22 protein-coding genes and 6 pseudogenes are annotated in these 22197 nt (G+C 33.2%); 14 read left to right on the plus strand and 14 right to left on the minus strand.

Annotation, left to right across the window (positions count from 1 at the left end; translation table 11 throughout):
- The first annotated feature begins 4 nt into the window (after nucleotides 1-4).
- The 3 genes from ACVRZH_RS01055 to ACVRZH_RS01065 are packed head-to-tail and all read left to right on the plus strand — an operon-like array spanning nucleotide 5 to nucleotide 3055.
- On the plus strand, nucleotides 5-976 hold the full coding sequence (locus tag ACVRZH_RS01055; protein ID WP_447453475.1) for a hypothetical protein: 972 nt from the start codon (nucleotides 5-7) through the stop codon (nucleotides 974-976).
- Nucleotide 977: 1 nt separating this feature from the next.
- Entirely contained in the window at nucleotides 978-1562 is a 585-nt protein-coding gene (locus ACVRZH_RS01060) for a KwaA family protein (RefSeq protein WP_024532988.1), read from the plus strand.
- A 59-nt stretch (nucleotides 1563-1621) separates the two neighbouring features.
- On the plus strand, nucleotides 1622-3055 hold the full coding sequence (locus ACVRZH_RS01065; protein WP_447453555.1) for an ATP-binding protein: 1434 nt from the start codon (nucleotides 1622-1624) through the stop codon (nucleotides 3053-3055).
- A 144-nt stretch (nucleotides 3056-3199) separates the two neighbouring features.
- Here the strand turns inward: ACVRZH_RS01065 and ACVRZH_RS01070 are convergent, their stop codons facing one another.
- Both ACVRZH_RS01070 and ACVRZH_RS01075 read right to left on the minus strand, forming a co-directional pair.
- Nucleotides 3200-3376 (minus strand): AbrB/MazE/SpoVT family DNA-binding domain-containing protein, encoded by a 177-nt coding sequence (locus tag ACVRZH_RS01070; protein WP_164437759.1) that lies wholly within the window; start codon nucleotides 3374-3376, stop codon nucleotides 3200-3202.
- Between the two features lie 364 nt (nucleotides 3377-3740).
- Nucleotides 3741-3857 (minus strand): annotated as a pseudogene (locus tag ACVRZH_RS01075) (integrase); the annotation flags it as partial.
- Nucleotides 3858-4579: 722 nt separating this feature from the next.
- Between ACVRZH_RS01075 and ACVRZH_RS01080 the strand changes: the two are divergent.
- Nucleotides 4580-5797 carry an ATP-binding protein gene (locus ACVRZH_RS01080; protein ID WP_447453476.1) on the plus strand — a complete coding sequence of 406 codons (1218 nt, stop codon included), beginning with the start codon at nucleotides 4580-4582 and terminating at the stop codon, nucleotides 5795-5797.
- A gap of 172 nt (nucleotides 5798-5969) precedes the next feature.
- Here ACVRZH_RS01080 and ACVRZH_RS01085 read toward each other — a convergent pair.
- Nucleotides 5970-6104: pseudogene (locus ACVRZH_RS01085) on the minus strand (site-specific integrase); the annotation flags it as partial.
- Between the two features lie 560 nt (nucleotides 6105-6664).
- Between ACVRZH_RS01085 and ACVRZH_RS01090 the strand changes: the two are divergent.
- Nucleotides 6665-6880, plus strand: a pseudogene (locus tag ACVRZH_RS01090) (ATP-binding protein); the annotation flags it as partial.
- Nucleotides 6881-7078: 198 nt separating this feature from the next.
- Here the strand turns inward: ACVRZH_RS01090 and ACVRZH_RS01095 are convergent.
- The 6 genes and pseudogenes from ACVRZH_RS01095 to ACVRZH_RS01120 all read right to left on the minus strand — a co-directional run.
- A pseudogene (locus tag ACVRZH_RS01095) lies at nucleotides 7079-7440 on the minus strand (IS3 family transposase); the annotation flags it as partial.
- On the minus strand, nucleotides 7428-7613 hold the full coding sequence (locus tag ACVRZH_RS01100; RefSeq protein ID WP_447453477.1) for a hypothetical protein: 186 nt from the start codon (nucleotides 7611-7613) through the stop codon (nucleotides 7428-7430). The pseudogene ACVRZH_RS01095 and the gene ACVRZH_RS01100, both read right to left, overlap by 13 nt.
- 73 nt (nucleotides 7614-7686) lie before the next feature.
- Nucleotides 7687-8094 (minus strand): annotated as a pseudogene (locus ACVRZH_RS01105) (type II toxin-antitoxin system death-on-curing family toxin).
- Nucleotides 8091-8312 carry an AbrB/MazE/SpoVT family DNA-binding domain-containing protein gene (locus ACVRZH_RS01110; RefSeq protein WP_447453478.1) on the minus strand — a complete coding sequence of 74 codons (222 nt, stop codon included), beginning with the start codon at nucleotides 8310-8312 and terminating at the stop codon, nucleotides 8091-8093. The pseudogene ACVRZH_RS01105 and the gene ACVRZH_RS01110 overlap by 4 nt, the downstream one beginning before the upstream one ends.
- A gap of 300 nt (nucleotides 8313-8612) precedes the next feature.
- Nucleotides 8613-9752 carry an SPASM domain-containing protein gene (locus ACVRZH_RS01115; RefSeq protein WP_447453479.1) on the minus strand — a complete coding sequence of 380 codons (1140 nt, stop codon included), beginning with the start codon at nucleotides 9750-9752 and terminating at the stop codon, nucleotides 8613-8615.
- A 34-nt stretch (nucleotides 9753-9786) separates the two neighbouring features.
- Complete coding sequence (locus tag ACVRZH_RS01120; protein WP_447453480.1) at nucleotides 9787-10551, minus strand: DeoR/GlpR family DNA-binding transcription regulator; 765 nt, start codon at nucleotides 10549-10551, stop codon at nucleotides 9787-9789.
- A 241-nt stretch (nucleotides 10552-10792) separates the two neighbouring features.
- On the opposite strand from ACVRZH_RS01120, the gene lacA reads away from it, so the two are divergent.
- The 9 genes from lacA to ACVRZH_RS01165 are packed head-to-tail and all read left to right on the plus strand — an operon-like array spanning nucleotide 10793 to nucleotide 17501.
- Nucleotides 10793-11218 (plus strand): galactose-6-phosphate isomerase subunit LacA, encoded by a 426-nt coding sequence (lacA, locus tag ACVRZH_RS01125; protein WP_447453481.1) that lies wholly within the window; start codon nucleotides 10793-10795, stop codon nucleotides 11216-11218.
- 15 nt (nucleotides 11219-11233) lie between these two features.
- On the plus strand, nucleotides 11234-11749 hold the full coding sequence (lacB, locus tag ACVRZH_RS01130) for a galactose-6-phosphate isomerase subunit LacB (protein ID WP_447453482.1): 516 nt from the start codon (nucleotides 11234-11236) through the stop codon (nucleotides 11747-11749).
- Nucleotides 11750-11760: 11 nt separating this feature from the next.
- The gene (locus ACVRZH_RS01135; protein WP_447453483.1) at nucleotides 11761-12183 is read left to right on the plus strand and encodes a PTS sugar transporter subunit IIA; all 423 of its coding nucleotides are present in this window, start codon (nucleotides 11761-11763) and stop codon (nucleotides 12181-12183) included.
- A gap of 14 nt (nucleotides 12184-12197) precedes the next feature.
- Nucleotides 12198-12668 carry a PTS sugar transporter subunit IIB gene (locus ACVRZH_RS01140; protein ID WP_447453484.1) on the plus strand — a complete coding sequence of 157 codons (471 nt, stop codon included), beginning with the start codon at nucleotides 12198-12200 and terminating at the stop codon, nucleotides 12666-12668.
- Between the two features lie 40 nt (nucleotides 12669-12708).
- On the plus strand, nucleotides 12709-13506 hold the full coding sequence (locus ACVRZH_RS01145) for a PTS mannose/fructose/sorbose/N-acetylgalactosamine transporter subunit IIC (RefSeq protein ID WP_447453485.1): 798 nt from the start codon (nucleotides 12709-12711) through the stop codon (nucleotides 13504-13506).
- Nucleotides 13503-14318 carry a PTS system mannose/fructose/sorbose family transporter subunit IID gene (locus tag ACVRZH_RS01150; RefSeq protein WP_447453486.1) on the plus strand — a complete coding sequence of 272 codons (816 nt, stop codon included), beginning with the start codon at nucleotides 13503-13505 and terminating at the stop codon, nucleotides 14316-14318. The genes ACVRZH_RS01145 and ACVRZH_RS01150 overlap by 4 nt, the downstream gene beginning before the upstream one ends.
- A 19-nt stretch (nucleotides 14319-14337) precedes the next feature.
- Nucleotides 14338-15834, plus strand: a complete 1497-nt coding sequence (locus tag ACVRZH_RS01155) for a sulfatase (protein WP_447453487.1) — start codon at nucleotides 14338-14340, stop codon at nucleotides 15832-15834.
- A gap of 13 nt (nucleotides 15835-15847) precedes the next feature.
- Nucleotides 15848-16708: a formylglycine-generating enzyme family protein gene (locus tag ACVRZH_RS01160; RefSeq protein WP_447453488.1), complete on the plus strand. Its 861-nt coding sequence runs from the start codon at nucleotides 15848-15850 to the stop codon at nucleotides 16706-16708.
- A gap of 16 nt (nucleotides 16709-16724) precedes the next feature.
- Nucleotides 16725-17501, plus strand: coding sequence for a sulfite exporter TauE/SafE family protein (locus tag ACVRZH_RS01165; RefSeq protein ID WP_447453489.1), 777 nt, complete (start codon nucleotides 16725-16727; stop codon nucleotides 17499-17501).
- A 483-nt stretch (nucleotides 17502-17984) separates the two neighbouring features.
- Here the strand turns inward: ACVRZH_RS01165 and ACVRZH_RS01170 are convergent, their stop codons facing one another.
- The 5 genes and pseudogenes from ACVRZH_RS01170 to ACVRZH_RS01190 form a co-directional block, all read right to left on the minus strand.
- A complete protein-coding gene (locus tag ACVRZH_RS01170; protein WP_447453490.1) occupies nucleotides 17985-18596 on the minus strand; it encodes a Fic/DOC family protein in 612 nt (203 codons plus the stop codon).
- Nucleotides 18589-18777, minus strand: a complete 189-nt coding sequence (locus ACVRZH_RS01175) for a hypothetical protein (RefSeq protein ID WP_447453491.1) — start codon at nucleotides 18775-18777, stop codon at nucleotides 18589-18591. Before ACVRZH_RS01175 ends, ACVRZH_RS01170 begins: the two co-directional genes overlap by 8 nt.
- Before the next feature lie 123 nt (nucleotides 18778-18900).
- Nucleotides 18901-19119 (minus strand): AbrB/MazE/SpoVT family DNA-binding domain-containing protein, encoded by a 219-nt coding sequence (locus ACVRZH_RS01180; protein WP_447453492.1) that lies wholly within the window; start codon nucleotides 19117-19119, stop codon nucleotides 18901-18903.
- A 414-nt stretch (nucleotides 19120-19533) separates the two neighbouring features.
- Nucleotides 19534-19720 (minus strand): annotated as a pseudogene (locus ACVRZH_RS01185) (transposase); the annotation flags it as partial.
- Nucleotides 19721-20354: 634 nt separating this feature from the next.
- On the minus strand, nucleotides 20355-22193 hold the full coding sequence (locus ACVRZH_RS01190; protein WP_447453493.1) for a TcaA second domain-containing protein: 1839 nt from the start codon (nucleotides 22191-22193) through the stop codon (nucleotides 20355-20357).
- Between the last annotated feature and the right edge of the window lie 4 nt (nucleotides 22194-22197).

Here is a 22197-nt window from a genome sequence, read left to right on the forward strand (position 1 = left end):
AGATATGAGTGCTTTTGATTTGAACGAGGTCATTAGTGACTTAGTGTCACTTAATCAACAACAAAGTTTTGAGCAAAAAATAGAAATCTTTCTTCTTGTGGTAAAAAAGAAAGAAAATGAGATATACAAGCAGGAAAGTGATAATAGAACTAAAAGAGTATTGTTTGAGTCGTTAAAATCGGAATTAGAAAAATCGAGATTTAAAAATCGTGAGGTGATGGCTTATGATGCAGTGTTCAGTAAGAAAAATACTCATGAATTAGTTAATGTTGGTGATTATGAAAATATAGCAACAAAGCTAGAGGAATTTAATGACGAAAATAATTATTTAACTAGTACTCATGGAATGAATGAAAAGAAATTTCACATGTATATGATTTCTTTAAAAACAGATAATCATAAGTACAAAGTATTCGGTAACTTTTCCAATGTTCTAGAACTCAAGAAAAAATTTATATTTGGGAATTTTTCAGACTCAAGGATAGAATTCTCGGATTCGAATAATATCGTGGGATTTAGCAAAAAGATTGAATTATTAGTGGTAGACGATAAGTATATTTTAATCAATCAAGCGGAGGCTAAATTTGAATCAGTCTTTAAGATGAATGCTCTTTTCTCAGGTCAAGCAACTAAGATTTTGGAAGATAATGAAAAAATTAAATCTATATTTTCTGATACCACTCGAAATAAGTTGATTGACAAAGTGAAATCAGGGAAAAGGATGGCGACTAGACTTATTAAAATTACAAGTGATATAGATCGATTTAATAAAACAGTTGACAACATTAAAAAAATTGAGGAAATTATCAAGGATGATACGCATGCCTTTTACGATAAAGTAAAGGATGTAGTCTATTTTGAAGGACAACTTACTGTTCCAGATGGTAAAGAAGTACAATTGCTTAATGCTATTTCTGATGCCTTTTATCATGCAATTTTTTCAGAAACAGATAATGTAGACGAATCGAGGATGTAAAATGAAAAATGGTTATACTTCAAAATGGCTATTATTCATTACTTCATATTTACCGTTATATTTTTGGCTATTATTTAGTAGTGTTGATTACACTCAGTTGGATTTCTCAAAATATAAATTAGAAACTCTAAAGTCTTTTCCTAATATATTTCGCTTGATACTTTTATGCCTTATAATTATATCGCTTGTCGAAATAATTAATCTATTCATTGGCAGCGGATCTGAAATAAAAACATTGCCAAAGGACATGGAAATTTCACCTGAAAGCGATAGCTTAATGAATTATGTAGTGACATACTTTACACCATTACTTTCTTTTGATCTCAATGATATGAAATCGGTTATGATGAATGTGCTACTCTTTTTACTCATTGGATTGATGTATGTAGGTAGCAGTGCAACTTATTTAAATCCTGTTCTGGGTGTATTTGGATTTAAAATTTTTGGTGTATCTGGCTTTCCGCATGCTCATCATATTATTTCAAGTTTTTCATTTGATGAAATAGAAACAATCAAAAATAGAGGAGATGATGTGATTAGATACCGATTGGGTGATGGTATTTATGTTATTAAAGGAAAAAAATAAATTTAATTAACTAGATTTGTTATGAGAAAGGAGGATTAGATTTGAAAACAGAAAAACAAATGAGTAAAACCCTATCTCACTATCAGTTTTCTCCAGAAAGCCAATACCTAGATCGAAAATCAGCCAGAAAGAAACCGTCTGAACTTCTCAAACACTTGATTGCTTTTGCCAATGCGGATGGCGGTCAACTAGTTATTGGTATTGAGGACGAGAAACAGGAAAATATTATCACTGGTTTCAAGGACGGCAGGGCTTATCCTATAGACGATTTCAAAAAGATTGATCGTGAGATGCGTGAGGATCCTTTGGATTTATCTTTTGAGGAAATCCCTGTAATCAATCATAAGGGTGAAGAAGATGTCATTTTAGTTATCTCAGTTGAATTGTCGTCAAACCGAGTGATTGCTGCGCCAAATGATGAGGTTTATCTTCGTCAGGGTGATGAAACAGTCAAGTTGAGCTACGAGCAACGCACTCAGCTCAGCTATGACAAGGGACAACGTTTCTTTGAAGATGAAGTGGTGCCAGACGCCAGTCTGGAAGATATTGATGAAACTATCGTACAGGATTTCAAAAGTCACTTTGATTTATCAGAGCGATCCACAGAGGAAATTCTCAAAGCTAGACGTTTTTGGGTTAATGGAAAATTGACTAAAGCCGCCATTTTACTTTTTGGAAAGTATCCGTCAGCATTCTTCCCTCAAGCCCGTGTTCGTTTTCAGCGATTTGATGGTACGGATATGGGAACAGGTAGTAGTTTTAATGTTATTAAGGAAGTGACTTTTGATGATGCTCTCCCAATTTTGATTATCAAGGTTCGAGATTTTATTCGTACTCAGCTTCGTGAATTTCAGTATTTGGATGACAATGGGCAATTCCAAATTTTACCTGAGTATCCTGAATTTGCCTGGTTTGAAGGTGTTGTCAATGCTGTAACTCACCGTGATTATTCTGTCTATGGTGATCACATTCGTGTGCTTATGTTTGATGATCGACTAGAGATTCATAGCCCAGGGAAATTACCTAATATTGTAACAGTTGAAAATATCAAGCATGAACGCTTTTCGAGAAATCCACGTATTGCTCGAACTCTGACCGAGTTCGGTTGGGTACGTGAGATGAATGAAGGTGTTAAACGTATCTACTCGGAGATGGAATCTGCATTTCTCCATGAACCTAAATTCTCAGAACCTGGGAATAAGGTTGTCCTGACGCTTGAGAACAACATTGTCAGCCGACATCTCCGTACAAGAGACAGCTTGGAAAAACAGTTCTCTGATTTTGGTGAATTAACAGCAGATGAGCAACTGATTGTCCACTATATGTATAATTCAGGCGAGAGAATGACAACGGCAAAAGCTATTGAGCTTACAGGCAGGAGTCGATCATTTGTTGTTAAATTACTTCATAATCTTCGTGACCTAGAAATCATTACTTGGTTTGGTTCAAGTAAAAATGACCGCAATCAGTATTATCTTTTAGTTGATAAATGATTGTAGTCGGATTACTATTAGTAATAAGAATACAGTAGAATACAGTAGAATACAGTAGAATACAGTAGAATACAGTAGAATACAGAAAAAGTGGTTACCAACTTCAAGTTGACAACCACTTTTTAATTATAGCAGTTAGATACCTCATCTATCCCCTAATTCTTTCAAGAGTTCATCGTAGTGGTTCATTGCTCTTCCTAGTTCTCTGTCGAATTCAAATTTTGGCTCAGTTTCACCAATTTCTGCTCCAAGTATCTCTTTAATTTTATTGGGGATTTTAGTAACAGTGCTATTTCCTGTTTTTCTTAACAGAACATTCATGATTCCACCTCGCTTTTTGTATATACATTATAAATTGAATCTATAAAAAAGTAAATTAAATACATAACTTTCTCAACTACATAAGCCCCGAAAACAGATTTTTTGGTAATCTAATGGTAATCCATTATTTGTAGGATTGGGTTATAAGTATCTATTTTTAATGAAAATGAATCTTGAAAGCTTGATATTATAGCCTTTTACAGATATCTGTCTTCTGCCACCCAAAACCAGGTCTCAAAAAAGCCCGCAAGGCATCACAATTCTCAAAACGTTAATATTCAGTTATATCAACGTTTCAAACGCCTTTTGGTTCACACCATTGGGCGTTTTTTTGTTGATTTTTAGCAAAATTCACACCATTACTTTTAAGATTACGATATGCAATCTCACCAACTGCCATAGGAACGACATTTGAGGTGTTGACATAGGTCTTAGTCATGATAGTGTCGCTATGCGTGAGAGCCTCTGAAATGGCTTCTAGTTACTGTGTTTTCTAATAGTTTACTATTTTGGTTAATAAATGCGTATGCTCAAAATAATGATATCTACGTCGAGGCCTCTTAAAAGATAAAAACGCGTCAAGATAAGAGAGAAGTGTTCCACCTTTCTCTTATCTTAAAAATATCATGTCATTGTTCTAGTTATTTTTAATCATTTATCACTTTCTTTTTTTCTTCTACTTTTGTCTTAAACCTTTTTTTCTGTATCTATTTTTTACTAAATGGTTATTCTGTACTCACCTAAGTTCGTACAAATAACCACTTAGTTTCTTTTCTTTTTTATTCTCTGTCGTTTGCCAATGACAACAAGTCAACAGAAGTTAATCATATGTATATTGCTAATTAACCGAGCCCAGTTTTTCAAAATACATATGATTATTTCATATTTATGTTCTCCATTTAATCAATCATCCTATACTATTATTATGCCATATTTTTTGCTAAAAATTTGAATTCTTGAGAGTCTATCAATGATGTAAAAAATGAATGATAGAATATTAGGTTTGTTGTAGTTAAAAAATAGTGAGAATTTAAATTTCGTATAATAGTATCGCAATATCACATTTTGGAGTTATATTAATTTTGTTATTTGTCAAATTAAGATAGGTATTTAATACACCATAGGTAGTCAATTAACAACTATTTACAAAAAATTGAAAATAGTTGTTTTTTTTGGTATACTTTTTTCGAGAGGTGAAAATAGATGAAATTGATTGATAGACCAATTTATATGGATTTTCTAAGACGGCATAGGGACCGTCAAGTGATAAAAGTGATTAGTGGGGTTAGGCGTTCTGGAAAATCTGTTCTCTTTCACTTATTTAGGGAAGAATTGCTGAAATCTGGCATATCAGCTGATCAGATTATTGTTTTAAATTTTGAGGATTTAAAATACTATGATTTACGGGATTTTAGACAGCTATATGACTATATCGAAGCGCTTTTAGTCTCTACTGACCGATACTATATTTTTCTAGACGAGATTCAACATGTGTCTCAGTTTGAGTTAGTGGCAGATAGCCTCTTTATCAAGCCTAATGTTGATCTCTATTTAACAGGCTCGAACGCTTACTTCATGAGTAGTCAATTGGCAACGAATTTAACGGGGAGATATGTTGAACTTGAAGTTTTACCTCTATCTTTTAGTGAATATGTCCATGGTGTTAGTGAGAAAGATTCATCCAAAACAAAAATAGATTTATTTAATGAATATCTATTTAGCGGTTTTCCATATCTTTTACAAACTAAAACATACCAAGAAAGAATTGAGTATCTACAGGGTATCTACAATTCTGTTCTCCTGAATGATGTTGTTTCAAGGTTAGGTGCAGCTAGTCCTGATTTACTGGAGCGTCTGGTTCGTACTTTGCTGAGTAGTGTGGGTAGTCAGGTATCAACGAATAAACTGAAAAATACCCTTATCAGTCAAGGTATTAAGATTGCTAACAATACTCTGGAAAATTACCTAGATGTTTTGACAGATAGTCTTCTCTTTTATTCTGTTCCACGATTCGATGTGAAAGGCAGACAATTATTGCAACGTCTGGAGAAATATTACGCTGTTGATTTAGGATTTAGACAACTTCTTTTACCTGATCATAAGGAAGATTTAGGTCATATGCTTGAAAATTTAGTTTATCTGGAACTAAGACGTCGCTTTTCAAGGGTCTATATTGGTAATGTTGGAAAATATGAAGTGGATTTCGTTGTTGTGACTGACCAAGGGCATTTTGAATATTATCAGGTAAGTGAAACAACCTTGGCAGCAGAAACATTAGAGAGAGAATTACGTCCCTTCCAAAGTATTCAGGATCATTATCCCAAGTATCTCTTGACCATGGATTTTATTCAACCGTCTGCCAATTATGACGGTATCCAAAAGAAAAATATTATAGATTGGCTTTTGGAAGATAGGAAATAGCGAGATGATAGGGCGTTAAGAATGCAAAAAAGTGACCTGTTATCAACTTGAGGCTTCTCTTTTAAGTAGGAAGTCAAATATAAAAAGTTTCTAAGTAACCTGATTCCTAAATTTCAAAGGAGTCGGGTTTTAATTTCTCTTGATAACATTGTATATTATAAAACTCAATGCAGCTTTCCGATTTCCTATCTCCTAAGAAGAAAGTAGTAAAGAATAAGATGTAGTCTTTGAACGAGAGATTACCGTTTTTTAAGTATTCTTCAAAAGCTATGAACCATGGTAGAAGATCTGATTTCGATAAATATAAAATTTGATGTAAAAAATGAGTAATAGAACATTAGGTTTGTTGTAGTTAAAAAATAGTGAGAATTTAAAATTCGTATAATAGTATCACAATATCACATTTTGAAGTAATATTTTATTTGTCAAATCAAGATAAGTATTTAACATAACATAGTAATCAACGCAAATTTATTTACAAAAATTGAAAAATGATTGTTTTTTTTGTCTAGCTTAATTTGACAATTTAGGTATACTTTTTTTGCGAGGTGAAAATAAATGAAATTGATATGCCGGTTTATATGGATTTTCTAATACGGCCTCCAAAAGAAAAATATTATAGATTGTCTTTTGGAAGTATAGAACTCTATCCTACTACCACTTTTCGCTAGCGATTTAATGCTGATGATGGTTAGCTGGTCACAGGATTTAGGGTGAAAAACAAGATAATATCATCACTGGTTTTAAGCATGGCAAATCATATACAATAGACGATTTCAAAAAGATTGCCCGAGAGATGTGGGACACCTCTTTGGATTTGTCTTTTAGGGAAATTTCTGTAGTGAATCATAAAGGGAAGGAACATTTAATTTTGGAGACCTAAATGCAGATGATCAGCCTATTATCTACTACATGTACAATTCAGGTAAGAAGATGACAACAGCAAAAGCGATTGAATTGACAGGAAGAAGTCGCTCATTTGTTGTCAAACTGCTGCATCATCTTCATGATTTAGAAATTATTACCTGGTTTGGTTCAAGTAAAAATGACCGCAATCAGTACTATTTATTGTCTGATAAATAGTTGACAGGAGCAGTTGAATGAACTATTATTTGTAATTACGAATACAGTAGAATACAGTAGAATACAGTAGAATACAGTAGAATACAGTAGAATACAGTAGAATACAGTAGAATACAGTAGAATACAGTAGAATACAGTAGAATACATAAGAGAAAAAGTGGTCTTCAATGTACTGACCCCAAAAAGTTGGACACTAAATTATTGAAAGGATTTAGTTCTGTACTTCACAGTACTGAGTCCTTTTAGTTTTGTCTTAATGCGTTTATTGTTGTAGTAAAAATATAATCAGTAATAGCTTGTTCGAGTTCGTCAAGTGATTGATAGGCATTCTCAAGTCCGTAACACATCTCATATTTTAAAATGCCAAAGAAGGATTCCATCATACCATTGTCAGGGATATTGCCTTTGCGAGACATGGACGGCCGAATGCCCTTAGAAGCCAGGAAATGATGGTAGGACTTGTGCTGATATTTCCACCCTTGATAACTGTGAAGGATTGTCCCATCATATGATTTAGCTGGTAATGCCTTCTCAAGCATTTCTTGTTTTAATTCTGGTGCGTAATAGGTATTTCCCCTTTTTTAGCCACCGCTTCACCGTACCTGTCCATGAGTTTGACCATGTACCTGAGGTTAGACATTTGAACATCATATAGTTGACTAAGTTGAGAATAGGATAACCCATTTGGTTTCAGTTTATAAATCTTGCGTTTGTCATCATAACTTAATGTCATAAGAAAAGCACTCCAAAGTTAGATTTTTTCTGCCTAACTTTTGGGGTGCAGTTCATTGAAGACCACTTTTTAGTTATAATTTCGTTATATTTCCATCTTGCTTGAGGAAATCAATAATCGTTTTCTTTAGTTCTTCAAAATCTCCCTGAAATGTAGCAATCTCAATTGTCTTTTAAAGTCCATCATGTAATGAAAGATTAGAACAGTAGCTATTCATTGCTAAAAACATGTGTAAGGCAAGGACAGCAGTTCGTTTATTAGCGTTGTAAAAAGGATTCTTTTTAATCAGGTTAATCCAGATAATAGCGGCTTTACTGTAGATATCTGGATAGAGGAATTTTCCGAGAATCTCTTGTTTAGGTTGGTCGACAATCATTTGAAGACTATTTGGATCGGCAATACCAATAGGCTCTTTTGGGGAATATTTGCCAATAACCATAACATTGATTTTGATAATATCTTCTGTAGTTAGATACCTCATATATCCACCAATTCTTTAAAAAGTTCATTGTATTGGTTCATAGCCTTTTCTAGTTCTTTATTAAAATTAATGTTATGGTTCAAATTTACGAATGGAGGAATTATTTTCTGAAGATACAAATTCAATTTCTTCGCCAATTCTGCTCCAAGAGTTTCTTTAATTTTATTCGGAGTAGTAGTGATTGTATTATTGTCCATTTTTCTCAAAATAACAGTCATAATATTTGCATCCTTCTGTATATATTATAAAGAAAACATACAAAAAACAAAGTACATACTTGTGTTTAATCAATGCCAAAGTTCTGTGTTTTGTTGTAAATAACAAAATTTTGTGTATCGTAACCTTAAAACGACTGTGAAATGAAGAAAGAATATTCGATAAGTGTAAAGGGTGTTTGAAGAAAAAAATTTATAAACCTTTTTAGGTTTGATTGTTTACTGATAATTATGAAGTTATCGGTTAATCGCCTACGTATAGAGTTTATTCTTCCTATGGACAATAATATGCTATATTAACAACTATTCTTGTTGACAGTATCTCTCGTTAATGTTTTGTGTATACTCCACAATTTTATTAATTTTAGGAATAAAATCTGATAAGATAGTTTGATATCCGCAGTAATTGGAATAGTTATCAATATACATGGAGTTTTTCATTCGTTTACATCCCCCGCCACAAATAGACAAGAAGGGGCAAGAACTGCATTTTATAGGAAGTGACGAAATAGGTCTAGAGTATAGAAATTTTTTTGATATTTTATTAAAAAAAAGTTCCTTAAGCCCTGTATTCTTAATATTACCTAAGCGATACTCATCTAAAGCATAAAAATCACAGGGGAAAACACTTCCATCTCCCTCAATAACATATTGAATGCTACAATTACCTATCAAGCCACATGAATTCACTTCTTTCCGCACTAGTAAGTTAAAGATATCGTCAAAGAGTTTTATTGAAATGTAATTTCCATTTTGTAATTCTTTTAGCCATAAAGGTAATAATTGTAAATAGAATGTTGAGAATCCTTTTGGTGTTAAAGAAAAATTACTTTTTTCTAAACTATTCATATCATCTAAGCAAGGAATAAACTGAGCATACCTTATTTTCTCTGTTACCAGGAACTCAAACACTTTTTTAGCATTTTGAGATAATTCTTCGGTTAGAACACATAAGATATTGTAGTCAATGTCAAACTCATCAAACAGTTTTTTTGTTTGCAGAACTTTGTGAAAAGTTCCTCGTCCTCTAGGATCTAGTCTATTGATATCGTGAAGAACAGGTGTACCATCTAAAGAAAGTCCAACAAGAAAGTTATTCTCTTTTAAAAATTGACACCACTTTTTGTTTATTATAATACCATTTGTTTGAATGGCATAATGAATGGTTATATTCTTTGTTTGCCTTTTTACACAATCTACAAGATGTTGAAAATATGTTAATCCAGCTAAGGTAGGCTCGCCACCTTGAAAACCTATGGTTAATTCATCGCCATCAGCTAGGTCTCTGAAAATATTTTTGATCATTTTTTCTGTAGTTTCAGATGACATCTTACCATAAGAACTCACTTTTCTTAGTGAACTGACATCAGCATAGAAACAATACTTACATCTTATATTACATAGGGAAGAGGCGGGTTTGATTAAAACAGAAACTCTCTTCATACTCATCTCCTTAGAAAGAAAAATATCTCTTACATTAACGACTGCTATTTTGATCAGTTAATATTTTTGTGAATTTAGAATAATGATTCCGGACCTTGTCGTCAATATTAGGGTCAGTAATCAGATAGTCAATATTATTTAAATCATAAAATTGGTAAAAATCAATTTTATTAAATTTTGAGGAATCTGCTAGTAAAAATCTTTCTTGAGCTTGATTTAAAGCAATTGTTTGCACTTCTCCAGCACTTTCGGTAAATGTCGAGATACTTGAATTATAAATGCCATTACAGCTCACAAAAACTTTAGAAAATTGCATGGTTTCAAGTGCATTTGTAGCAATTCTTCCCACAAATGCACCTGTGTTATCTCTGAATACCCCTCCAATAAGGATCAACTCTTTAAAATTTCTTTGATTTAAAATTGAGAATACAGGCCAACTATTTGTGACAACTCTTATATCCTCGTCGATTATTTTATTAGCTAATTGCTCCAAAGTTGTACCTGAACCAATAAATACTGTATCTCCAGATTTAATAAAATTAGCAGCTATTTTAGCTAGATAATTTTTTTCATCAATATGTAAAAATTGTTTTTCAGATTGAGATTTTTCAAAACGAAGTAATTTACTTTCTGCTCCTCCATGAACTTTAATCAGTTCTTTTTTTTCATCTAATTCATTGAGATATCGTCTAGCAGTCATATCAGAAACTTTGAGTTTTTTTGAAATATCTTTAGTTGAAATATACCCTTTGTCATTCACTGTATTTAAAATAAAATCAAGTTTATCCTTTTTGTTCATATTCATTCTCTCTAATATATTTTTCATCACATATATTAGCATAAATGTGTTTATGTTTCAACGAAAAATAAAACAAAAAAACACAAAAAATTAAAAAATAAACAATATAGCATTGATATACAATAAAAACGAACCGATTTGCAACAAAAGAACAAAAATAACACAAAATTTGTTGACAAAAGGAACAAAAAGATGTACATTATAAAATGTAAACGTTAACATTTTGTAAAAGGAGATGCACATGAGAGTCATTATAGGTGCTGATAAGTCGGGAACAAGATTAAAAAACATAATTAGAGAATTCCTTAAGGAAAGTAATTATGATATTTTAGATGTGAGTGATGAAAACAAGGACTTTGTAGATAATACGCTGGCAGTTGTGGATGAGGTATTATCAAATGACGAAAATTTAGGAATTATGATTGATGGATATGGTGTTGGACCGTTTATGACAGCAACTAAGGTAAAAGGGATGGTCGTAGCGGAAGTATCAGATGAAAGATCTGCATACATGACACGTTCTCACAATAATTCTAGAATGATTACAATGGGTTCCGAGATTGTAGGGGAAGGCATAGCCCAAAATATAGTTAAGGGGTTTTTGGAAGGACAGTATGACGGAGGTCGTCATCAGATTCGAGTAGATATGCTGAATAAGATGTGTTAGTAGGGAGGTAAATACATGAAAATTGCAATTGGTTGCGATCATATTGTGACATTTGAAAAAATAGCTGTTTCGGATTTTCTAAAATCAAAAGGTTATGAAGTAATTGATTTTGGAACTTATGATAATACACGTACGCACTATCCTATATTTGGAAAGAAAGTAGGTGAAGCAGTAGCTAGTGGTGAAGCAGATTTGGGTGTTTGTATCTGTGGTACTGGTGTTGGAATAAATAACGCAGTCAATAAAGTACCTGGTATTCGCTCGGCTCTTGTCAGAGACATGACCTCGGCTATTTATGCCAAAGAAGAGTTAAATGCTAACGTCATCGGTTTCGGTGGTAAGATTACAGGTGAGCTTTTGATGTGCGATATCATAGAAGCTTTTATAAAAGCTGAATACAAGGAAACTGAAGCTAATAAAGAGCTTATTGCAAAAATTTCGGCAGTAGAAACTCAAAATACAGAGCAAAATAGTCCTGAATTCTTTAAAGAGTTTATAGAAAAATGGGATCGTGGAGAGTATCACGATTAGAGGTAGAAACAATGAGATATCTTGTAATTAGTCACGGCCCTATGTCTAGAGGTGCTGTAGAAAGTGCGGAAATGATTTTAGGCCATCAGGAACATGTTAGTGTGTTATCTGTTACTGTAGATTCTACTATTGACTCTATGTATGATGAAATTGTAGAGTTGGTTTCAAATTTTCCGAATCAAGAATGGATTATTTTAACAGACATTATTGGTGGCACACCATTCAATGCGGCGTATCGCTACTTGGAAAAAAATTCAAATGTAATTATTGCCACAGGTTTTAATCTACCACTCTTGATTGAGTTGTTCATGCAACCTAACTTGAAACTGGAAGATGCTAAAGAAACAATTAGAAATGCTCAATTAAATAGTATGTCTATTGTTGATAAGGTTGAAATGGTAGAAACAAATGAAGAAGATAGTTTTGATTTATAAGGAGGAGAAAAACAATGGCTATTGAGTTAGTTAGAATTGATGATCGATTAATCCACGGACAAGTTGCTACAACATGGACCCGTAATTATGAAATTGAGCAAATTTTAATTATTAACGATGATGCAAAGAATGATCCAGTTCAACATAGTGTTGCCAATTTTGCTGTTCCAGCAGGTGTCAAGGTTGTTATTTTTGGAGTTAAACAATTTTCTGAAGTAATGAAAAAAAGTCAAATAAAAAAACGCACAATGCTTCTGTTCGCCAATCCTATAGATATTAAATTCTTGGTTGATGAAGGATTAGAGATTTCGGAAGTTAATGCAGGGGGAATGAGATTTAAAGAAGGTAGAAAGAGACTTGAGAAAGCAATTTCTGTTACAGAAGAAGAGCATCAAGCATTTGTCGATTTAATTGAAAAAGGTATCCATATTAATGTGCAAATGGTACCAAAGGATCCTAGAGTTGATTATAGAGAACTTTATTAAATTATAAAATATAAAAATAAAAAAGAAAGGAGAAAATCAAATGATTTTCAAAGCGTTAATTGTGGCTGTTTGGGCAGGTTTTTGTGCACTTGATCAGTTTGGGCCGCATCTTGGCTTTCGAAAACCATTATTAGCCGGTGTAGTAGTTGGTTTCTTGTTAGGTGATCCATTACAAGGTTTAATTATTGCTGGGACACTTGAGCTATTGTGGTTAGGGACAAACAATGTTGGAGCATATCAACCACCTGATGTCATTTCTGGTGCTGTTGTAGGAGTTGCTATAGGTATTTTATCTGGGGGTGGTGAAGCAGCCGGTGTTGCTGTAGCAGTTCCAGTTGCTCTTCTTGTTCAACAGTTGAGTATGATTATCTTAACAACTAATGTTTCTTTGGTACATAAGGCGGATAAAATAGTACAGTCTGGTGAGTTTGGAAAAATTGATAAATTGCAGTATCTAGGAGGACTATTTTTCTTTCTTAGTAGAGCAATCCCTGTTTTTATAGCGGTTTGGCTTGGAGCTCCTGCGGTTGAAGCAGTGCTTGATATCATTCCACCTTTCGTATTGACAGGTTTGACAGTTGCTTCTAAATTGATTCCTGCAGTAGGTTTAGCGATGTTGTTGTCAATGATGCTGAAAAAAAATATGTGGATTTTCCTCACATTAGGTTTTGCATTGTCCACATTTTTACAAATTCCAACAGTTGGTATAGCTGTTTTTGCTTTAGTTGCAGCGGCATTATATGATATATTGATGAATCGAGGTGGAGAAATAGTTAATGATACCACTGATGCAACTGGTGTAGTAGTTGCTGATGGAGAAGGAGAATTTGATCTATGACAAATGAGAATACAATTACAAAAAAAGATTTGGATAAGATGTTTTGGCGTTGTCAGATGATTCAGTTCTCTCATAACTATGAACGCCTACAAAGTTTAAGTACACTTTTTGCATTGACTCCAGTATTATCTAGGCTTTATAGAGGTAAAAGTAAGGAAGAGTGTGTCAATGCTCAGAAACGTCATTTAGAGTTCTTTAATAGTCATCCGGTTTTAATTCCGTTTATTTTGGGGGTAACGACAGCCTTAGAAGAATCGACAAGCGAAGATGAAAAAGAGTCAGTTATTGCGGTTAAAACAAGTTTAATGGGACCACTAGCTGGTTTAGGTGATAGTTTGTTAAACTTCACTTGGTATCCTATTGCTGGGAGTATAGGAGCATCATTTGCAGTTCAAGGGAACTGGTTGGGACCTATTTTAATGTTCCTATTGATTAATTGTCTATATTTTCCACTGAAATACTATGGTATTCATATTGGCTATAGTAAAGGGAAAGAACTACTAACTTCAGGAAGTGGTAAGAGGATTTTAGATAGAATTTCTACTTCTGCTAATGTTTTAGGTGTAATGGTTGCAGGTGCTTTGATTACGACCACTGTGAAGCTGAATCTAGGCATAAAATTTGGTGAAGGCGATGGAGCGATTGTTGTTCAAGAAATGCTAGATAAAGTAATACCTAATTTACTACCATTATTGCTAACATTATTCTGCCTATATTTGATGAAAAAATGGAATGGTAAATATGTGGTCTCAATGATTTTTGTTATTATCGGAGTGGCTATCGTATTATCATATTTTGGTATAATTGTTTAATTTTGAAATGAGGTAGTATATGAAAGTCGTGCTCATATTAATGGATACATTACGTAAGGATTTTTTAAAAAGCTACAATCCAGACTCATTTGTATCAACTCCTAATCTAGATGCTTTTGCTCAAGATTCTACGACTTTTGATAATCATTTTATAGGTTCTACCCCATGTATGCCTGCCCGTCGTGATATCATGACGGGCCGGCTTAACTTTTTAGAGAGATCATGGGGACCAATTGAACCTTACGATATTACGGTATCAAAAGTCTTACAAAAACATGGTGTGTATTCTCATTTGACGACAGATCATACGCACTATTTTAGAGTAGGAGGAGAAGGATATATTAATCAGTTTACAACTTGGGACTTTCACCGAGGACAGGAAGGAGATCCCTGGGTTTCTCGTATTAAGGATCCTGAGTGGATGCCAGAACAATATTATGGAAAACTGCGTCGTCAATATCAAGCAAACCGAGAGACATGGTATGAGGATGAAGAAAAATATCCTACACCCAGAACTTTTAAATCTGCCTGTGATTGGTTGGAATTAAATAAAGATGAAGATGATTTTTTCATTCAAGTTGAAGTTTTTGATCCTCATGAACCTTTTGATGTACCAAGTAAATACATGGAAATGTATGATGATGTGTATACAGGACCATATTTTGAAACTCCAAATTATGGAGAAGTAGATGTTCCAGAAGAGGCTGTTGATTATATTCGTAAACGTTACGCAGCTTTAATGACAATGACGGACGTTCATTTTGGGCGCTTAATAGATAAAATGAAATCTTTAAATTTATATGAAGATACCCTGATTATTGTGACGTCCGATCATGGCTATTTTTTAGGAGAGCGCAACTTATTTGGCAAAAATTATATGCACAATTACAATGAGTTGGCAGCAATTCCATTGTTTGTAAAAGATCCTATAAACCGAAAAAAAGGCGAACATGTTAATACGGTGTCACAAAATATTGATATTATGCCAACAATTTTAGAGTATTTTGGAATTGATATACCTACAGATGTGCAAGGGAAATCTTGGTTACCATTATTTGATGGTAGAGCAAATGACAAAGAGTATGCAGTTTATGGAGCTCACGGCATAACAGTAAATATTACAGATGGTCGATATACTTATTTCCGTGCTCCTAATGCAAAAAATTATCCCTTATATGAATATGCAGGTATTCCGACAACAATTCGACATTATCTTGGTGAAAATAATCCGGAAGATATACAAATGGGACAATTTTTAAAAAGGACCAAGTATCCTGTTTATAAAGTTCCTATCAAGCAAGCAGCTATTTTAGATGGGCTAGGTGATATGTCTGATTTCACCAAAGATAGTTTATTATTTGATATTTCCGTAGATAAAGAACAAGAAAAGCCAATTCATGATGATATTCTAGAAAATCGAATGAAGAAGATTTTAGTTGATGAATTACGGAAACTGGATGCACCAGAAGAGCAGTTTGAACGCTTAGGTCTTTTGGATGTGAAAGATTTAAACTAAGAGAGGATATCGGATGATTTACATTCCTGGAGGTACTTATCAGATCGGTTCAAGCGATAGTATTGGCTTTGCATATGACTATGAAAGTCCTAGAACAAAAGTAACTGTCGATCCATTTTATATTGATGAGACGACTGTTACTAATAGTGAATTTTCACTTTTCGTTAAAGAGACAGGATATGTTACTGAGGCTGAAAAAATAGGTTGGTCATATGTTTTTAGGTATTTTTTAGATACTGAAAAATTTCCAATCGAAATTTATAAAACTCCATGGTGGATTGCTGTTGAAGGGGCTTCTTGGAGAAATCCAGAAGGACCAAATTCAAGTATTTCTCAACGATTAGACCATCCTGTTGTACATGTCACTCGTAATGATGCAGTTGCGTATTGTCAATGGGCTGGCAAACGTTTGCCTACAGAAGCGGAATGGGAAATAGCTGCTCAAGGAGGTACCAATAATGAACATTATTATTGGGGAGACAGTTTAGAACTTGATGGAGAGCATTTTTGTAATACATGGCAGGGTCAGTTTCCTGTTCAAAATACTTTAGAAGATGGTTATGTTGGTACAGCACCAGTAAAAACATACTCGCCCAATCCGTATGGTCTTTATCAAATGATTGGTAATGTTTGGGAGTGGTGTGTAAATCCAAGTAAAATAGAATTGAACACATTTAGATTTGTAACCGGAAAAGATTTTTGGAGAGAACATCAAATCTATGACGATGAGAGTTATGCTATAAAAGGTGGCTCGTTTCTTTGCCATTATAGTTACTGTAATCGCTATAGGATGTGCGCAAGAAACGGAACAACATCTTCGTCTAGTAGTCAAAATATGAGCTTCCGTTGTGTGAAGGATGTTTCTGATATTTAGAAGTTAATCATAAAATATGATAAAAGGTATACTATATTTCATTGTAATCATCATAGCTAATACAATAGGAGCCATCTCTGGTATGGGTGGCGGTGTTATTATAAAACCAGTGTTTGATTTCGTTGCTGTTGATTCGGTAATGACGATATCATTTTATTCTTCAGTTGCTGTTTTTGTAATGTCAATTGTATCCACTGTAAGACAAATCCAATCTGGACAAAAAATTAGTCCAGCTATCATAATTTATCTTGCATTTGGATCATTGATAGGTGGCTATTTAGGGAATATGTTATTTGATATTCTTATTTCAGTAGCGGGAGATAGACTTGCTCATTTGGTGCAATTAAATGTGACTATAGTTGTTTTAATCTTTTCACTTTTAGCTTCAAGAAATTTTTTTAGGGAATATTGCCTAACCTTATGGGCATGGTATTTTCTTTGTGGTATGATTCTTGGGTGCTTGTCAAGTTTTTTAGGTATTGGTGGTGGACCTATTAACGTTTCTCTATTTATGATACTGTTTAGTATTCCTATTAAGACAGCTACTATATACTCAATAGCGACGATATTTTTTTCTCAATTATCTAAAATCATATCATTGATTTTACTATCGCACTTTAATCAGTTCGACAAAAATATATTAATATTCATCATAGTTGCAGCGATTTGTGGTGGGTTGCTTGGATCAAAGCTAAGTCGAATTTTATCAGAAAGCAAAGTGGTCTTGATTTTTCAATTGGTTGTTATGGGGGTCTTATTAATCAATATATATAATATATATGTGCTGATTTGATTTTTTAATCCTCTTTTTATAATTATAGTTGAAAACACGAAGCTTCCTCAGCTTAGAAAAACAGAGGTGCGCTTTTGATATACTGTCCTTATAGTGCTTAGCTGATAAAACTAGCTTCAGACCGAAGACCAACTAGTCCATTTACTAGTTGGTCTTTTTGTTTTCTGTATTATTTTTGAAAAAAATAGTCTAAAAAAGTGGTTTAGAGCAATATAAACAGGAGTCAGGTGTCTTAAGTTATAAAATTCTTTAAGGAACAGAGCTACTTTTTAGGATCTTGTTCGTAGTAAGTACGGCTCTTTTTTCGAGTATATCTCATAATGTTTCTTTGGGTATAGATAATTTATTAATTCAGAAATAGGTCAAAATAAAGACTCTTCGTCAGCTTAATGCAACAATTGACGAAGAGTCTTTTATAAAGTGTTCATTATAGTACATGAACTGAATTAATTAATTCTAGTTGAAAGCTGATAAGATAGTAAACTACAACTTTTCTAGTATTTTACCAAGCAGTTCTTCTAATTTTTCTAAGTCCCCATAAACTGTTCCGTCCATATAAAGGTTATAAACTTCATCATCTTGTTCCACTCGCATTTGTGCAGAATAGCCTTTTGATAAAGTTAAGGAACGAATAACTTCTCGCTGAGTTTGTCTATTCCCTTCGCGAAAGGGATGGAAATAATTAAGGTTATCAAGAATTTTTGCTAATTGTCTAATTATCTCTTCTTTTGAATTAGCAGTTTGATGGTAGGTATGAATAAGTTGGTTTAGATATGTTGTGGCAGTACTGAAAGATTGTATTGGCATAAAAGGATTGCCACTTTTCGAAATATTCACCTTGCGATATTGTCCCGACCAAGCATATACATCTTGAAATAAATAGTTATGAATGGCTAAAATATCCCTAATAGAAAAGACTTCAATGGTTTTTAAGCGCAAGTCTGCAAGCCTTCTAGTAACGAATAAATGCTCGTTTCGATAAGCTTCTTCAATATTAGTGATATTTTGCTTGTTGACTAAGACTGTAGAATTTGGATAGGTATATTGGTGATTAGGGTCTATGTACTCGTAGCCTTCGTACTGATTTTTAACCAATATTCAGTTCCTTCCGTTTGTTGATGACATAAGTTTTTAAATCAATCACATCTTGGACAGTAGGTTGATAATTTTCAATCATTGATGATCCGATGGCATACCAGATGGTATCAAAATCTGAAAAGTTATCAAAAGGAATCCCTAAAATTGTCAATTCTTCTTTATTGACATCGAGAGTCATGGCGTACCTCCTTGTATAATGTTTCATCTATTATATCATAAAATCGGTGCTTTCGCATAAAGTGATAAAGACTGTTATTAAAGCAGTGCTTTATGATAACACAATTTCTTCATGAAAAAGAATTCATCTACCCACTAATTCTTTCAAGGGTTCATTGTATCGCTTCGTGGCTTTTTCGAGTTCTTTATTAAAATCAAATTTTGGATCGGCTTTAAGAATAGTGGCATCATTTTCTGAAGCCACAAATTCAAGTTCTTTCCCAATTTCTGCTCGAAGAGGTTCTTTAAGTTTATTAAAAGTATTGGTTTTATTATTGTTCGTTTTTTTCAAAATAACACTCATATTCTTTGCCTCCTTATGTATACATTATAAAACAAACATACAAAAAACAAAGTAAATCCGTGTGTTCTGTCAATGACAAAATTGTGTCTTTTTTCACAATGCAATGGTGTGAACTTTTGGTATTTTTAGCTCAATTCTTGGTTTTTTAGGGGTAAAATTCACACCATTCAGATGACATTATTTGAAATTCATTGAAACTACGCTTTCAGAAAAGCGTGGAAACGCCTGATATTAAAGCTTTTTGATATTTATTCAAATGGAATATTGTCAAACCAGGTCTTAAGAAAGCTCGTAAAGCTTCACAATTCTCAAAACGTTAATATCAGCGATATATCAACGTTTCAAACGCCTTTTGGTTCACACCATTGGGCGTTTTTTTTGGCTCATTCTCAACTGTCGTGGTTGGATGAAAAGCTAATATCTGGAGAGAATCAAGTTGCTTCTCTCTATTTTGATGTTCAAGGCAATCAAAATCCTTTTTTAAAGTTGTCATCTTTCGGAATCCAAAGGCATTTCGTTTGATGACTTTGATAAGGTTATTTGTGGCTTATAGTTTGGCATTTGAGTAAGGTAGCTTTAAAGCATTGATAATTTTGTCTCTGACAATGTTGTCATTTTGGGGTAAGATAGTCCAACTTAGCGATGATTTCCTTATGTGTTCCCGCCTCTTTATAATCCAAGATAGTGATATTAGTTTTTTTTATTCCGAGTAGGTTTGTGATAAACTCATCGCTTTTTTATTTTTAAGCTCGGGAATAACTAGTCACTTCCCTGACTAGTTCTTTATTCCATATGAGTCTTTCTAATGATGGTTTGGATGTTTTTCATTATAGGTCATATGGGACTTTTTGATAATCAAAAGGCCCTATAATCTCTATGGTGGAGTTACCCACTACAGAAATTATAGAGCCAAAATAGCTACTGTATTATCTTATTATTTGGCATAAAACCTTGATAGACTTGGTAAATGGTAGAAAAGAGCCTTAAGTAATCAAGTAGCCTAAGTTAGCGTCTTTAGACGCAGCTGGCGGAATCGTCTTACAGGAGAGGGTGTACAAGCTACCTGTTTTCAAGGGGTGATTAACGTATAGTAGATAAATCAATAAGTGACTTTGATTATCAATCAAGAGTCTGTGTTGGATTTTTAATGATTAATCTTGTAGGTATCGTGATAATAAAATATAACTAAATGAGTGGTAGGGATAGTTTATCAAAGAAAATAAACGATATGTTAATTAATGGTTACTAACAACTAAATTTGAAATAATAAAACTATCGCCAGATGGCTTGAGATAATAAACTTTTGTTTTGCGACTGACAGTATTTGGTGTATTATCAATATAATGAACGGTAAAATCTTCATAGGTAGAAACAACAATTACATCATTTTCGTCTTTAATATCTTTAATATTTAGAGCACCTGGTGTATAGTAATCAATTTTAGCTTCTGCTACACCACCACCTGTTGTCCAGGCTACCATTTCGTTATATGAGGCACTTGAAGTATCATAGTACTGTGCATAATAGTTTGCTCGATTGGCTATTGAATTAAAAACATCATTGCGATAAGAATTTAGGAAATTGGTTATTTTTTCATTTCTTGCATTCAGCTCATCTTTTGCTTTTTGAGCATCTAGTTCTTTCGCTTTTTGAGCATCTAATTCTTTGGCTTTTTGAGCCTTTATACTGTCAGTGATACGCTTCTGCAAATCGTTTGATAAAGATAAAGAAACGTTTATATTTTGATCTGAAACTAAGATCTCTTCTTTATTGGTAGTATAAGAGTTTCCATTGTGTTCAAATTTTGAATAGATCTCAAGTTTTTGTCCATTTACAACTTGAAGTTCAGCTGTTAGACCATCAGCAACTTTTTTGCCATTAATGATGAGCTCAATTTTTTCAACAGATTCAGCTATAGAAGGTAGTTGGATGTTTATTTGTTTTTTGTTTGTTTTTAAATCTAGCTCTAATTCATTATTTTTAAGTTTATCCAAGTCTAATATAATTGTTGATTCAACTGTACCTAAATCGGTATTACCTTTAACAATCATTTCACTTTCTGACAGCTTGAGATTTTCAATACTTGTGATACCATCTTTTTTTAAAGGAATCATTTTTTTGCCGTCAACAGTGGCAGTCCCATCAGATAAATTTGTATTTATTTTAGCTTTTACAGGGTGAGCTATTGGTTTAAATTGTGAAAAAATACCGAATAGTTTTGATTGCTCTTTAAAGCTTATAATAGTGTTCTCTCTATTATCAGTTAGCTTGTGTTTTCCGTTTGATTTGATAATATTTTCAAATTCGGTGTCTATATTTTCAACATTCTCAAGAGTATAATGAATAAGGGATTTTGCATCCGATTTAGACCATTTTACATCTTTGGATGATAATGTTTTTGCAATTGAGCTATAATTTTCATCATTGATTTCTTTAATGAAGTCATTAACTGCCACATCAATTCCTGTTCTTGAGTCGAGATAGAGATATATTCCACCTAATGATAAAACAATTAATCCCAATAGAGTAAGTAATTTTGTTCTCAATTTTATTTTTTTGGAAGTAGGAATATTTTCGATGATTTGAACAGGTCTGTTTACGGTTGAATGGTATGGTGGAGTTTGTTCAGTTGTTATTAGGTTAAAACTATCACTATTTTGCTGCTGTTCTGATTGTGAGGGTAGTTGTTTTTGATCAATCTTGTTTTCTGTTGCAGCAATTTGATCGTTAATATCGATATTATCGCTTTGGTTTGGCAACTGTTCTGACTCAACATTTGATTCTATTTTAATATCATCTAGTGTTGATAAATCAAATTGCATATTTTTTGCGTATAGAAACTCTTCAGCTGTCGGTTTACGATTAGTTAATTGTTCAAATTTTGATAGCCATTCATTTTTTGCTGATAAAGAATTGTAGGCGGGGGGACTGTCTGATGTTTCATCAGAACTTGCAATTGTTTTAATTAATTTTAAATCAAAGTCACTCTTCCTACCAGCTATGAATTCTTCAGGTTTGGGTTTACGACCAATAACTTGTTCAAAAAGTTCAACCCATTTTTCTTTAGTTGCCATAATG

The sequence above is a fragment of the Streptococcus fryi genome, from assembly GCF_053206505.1.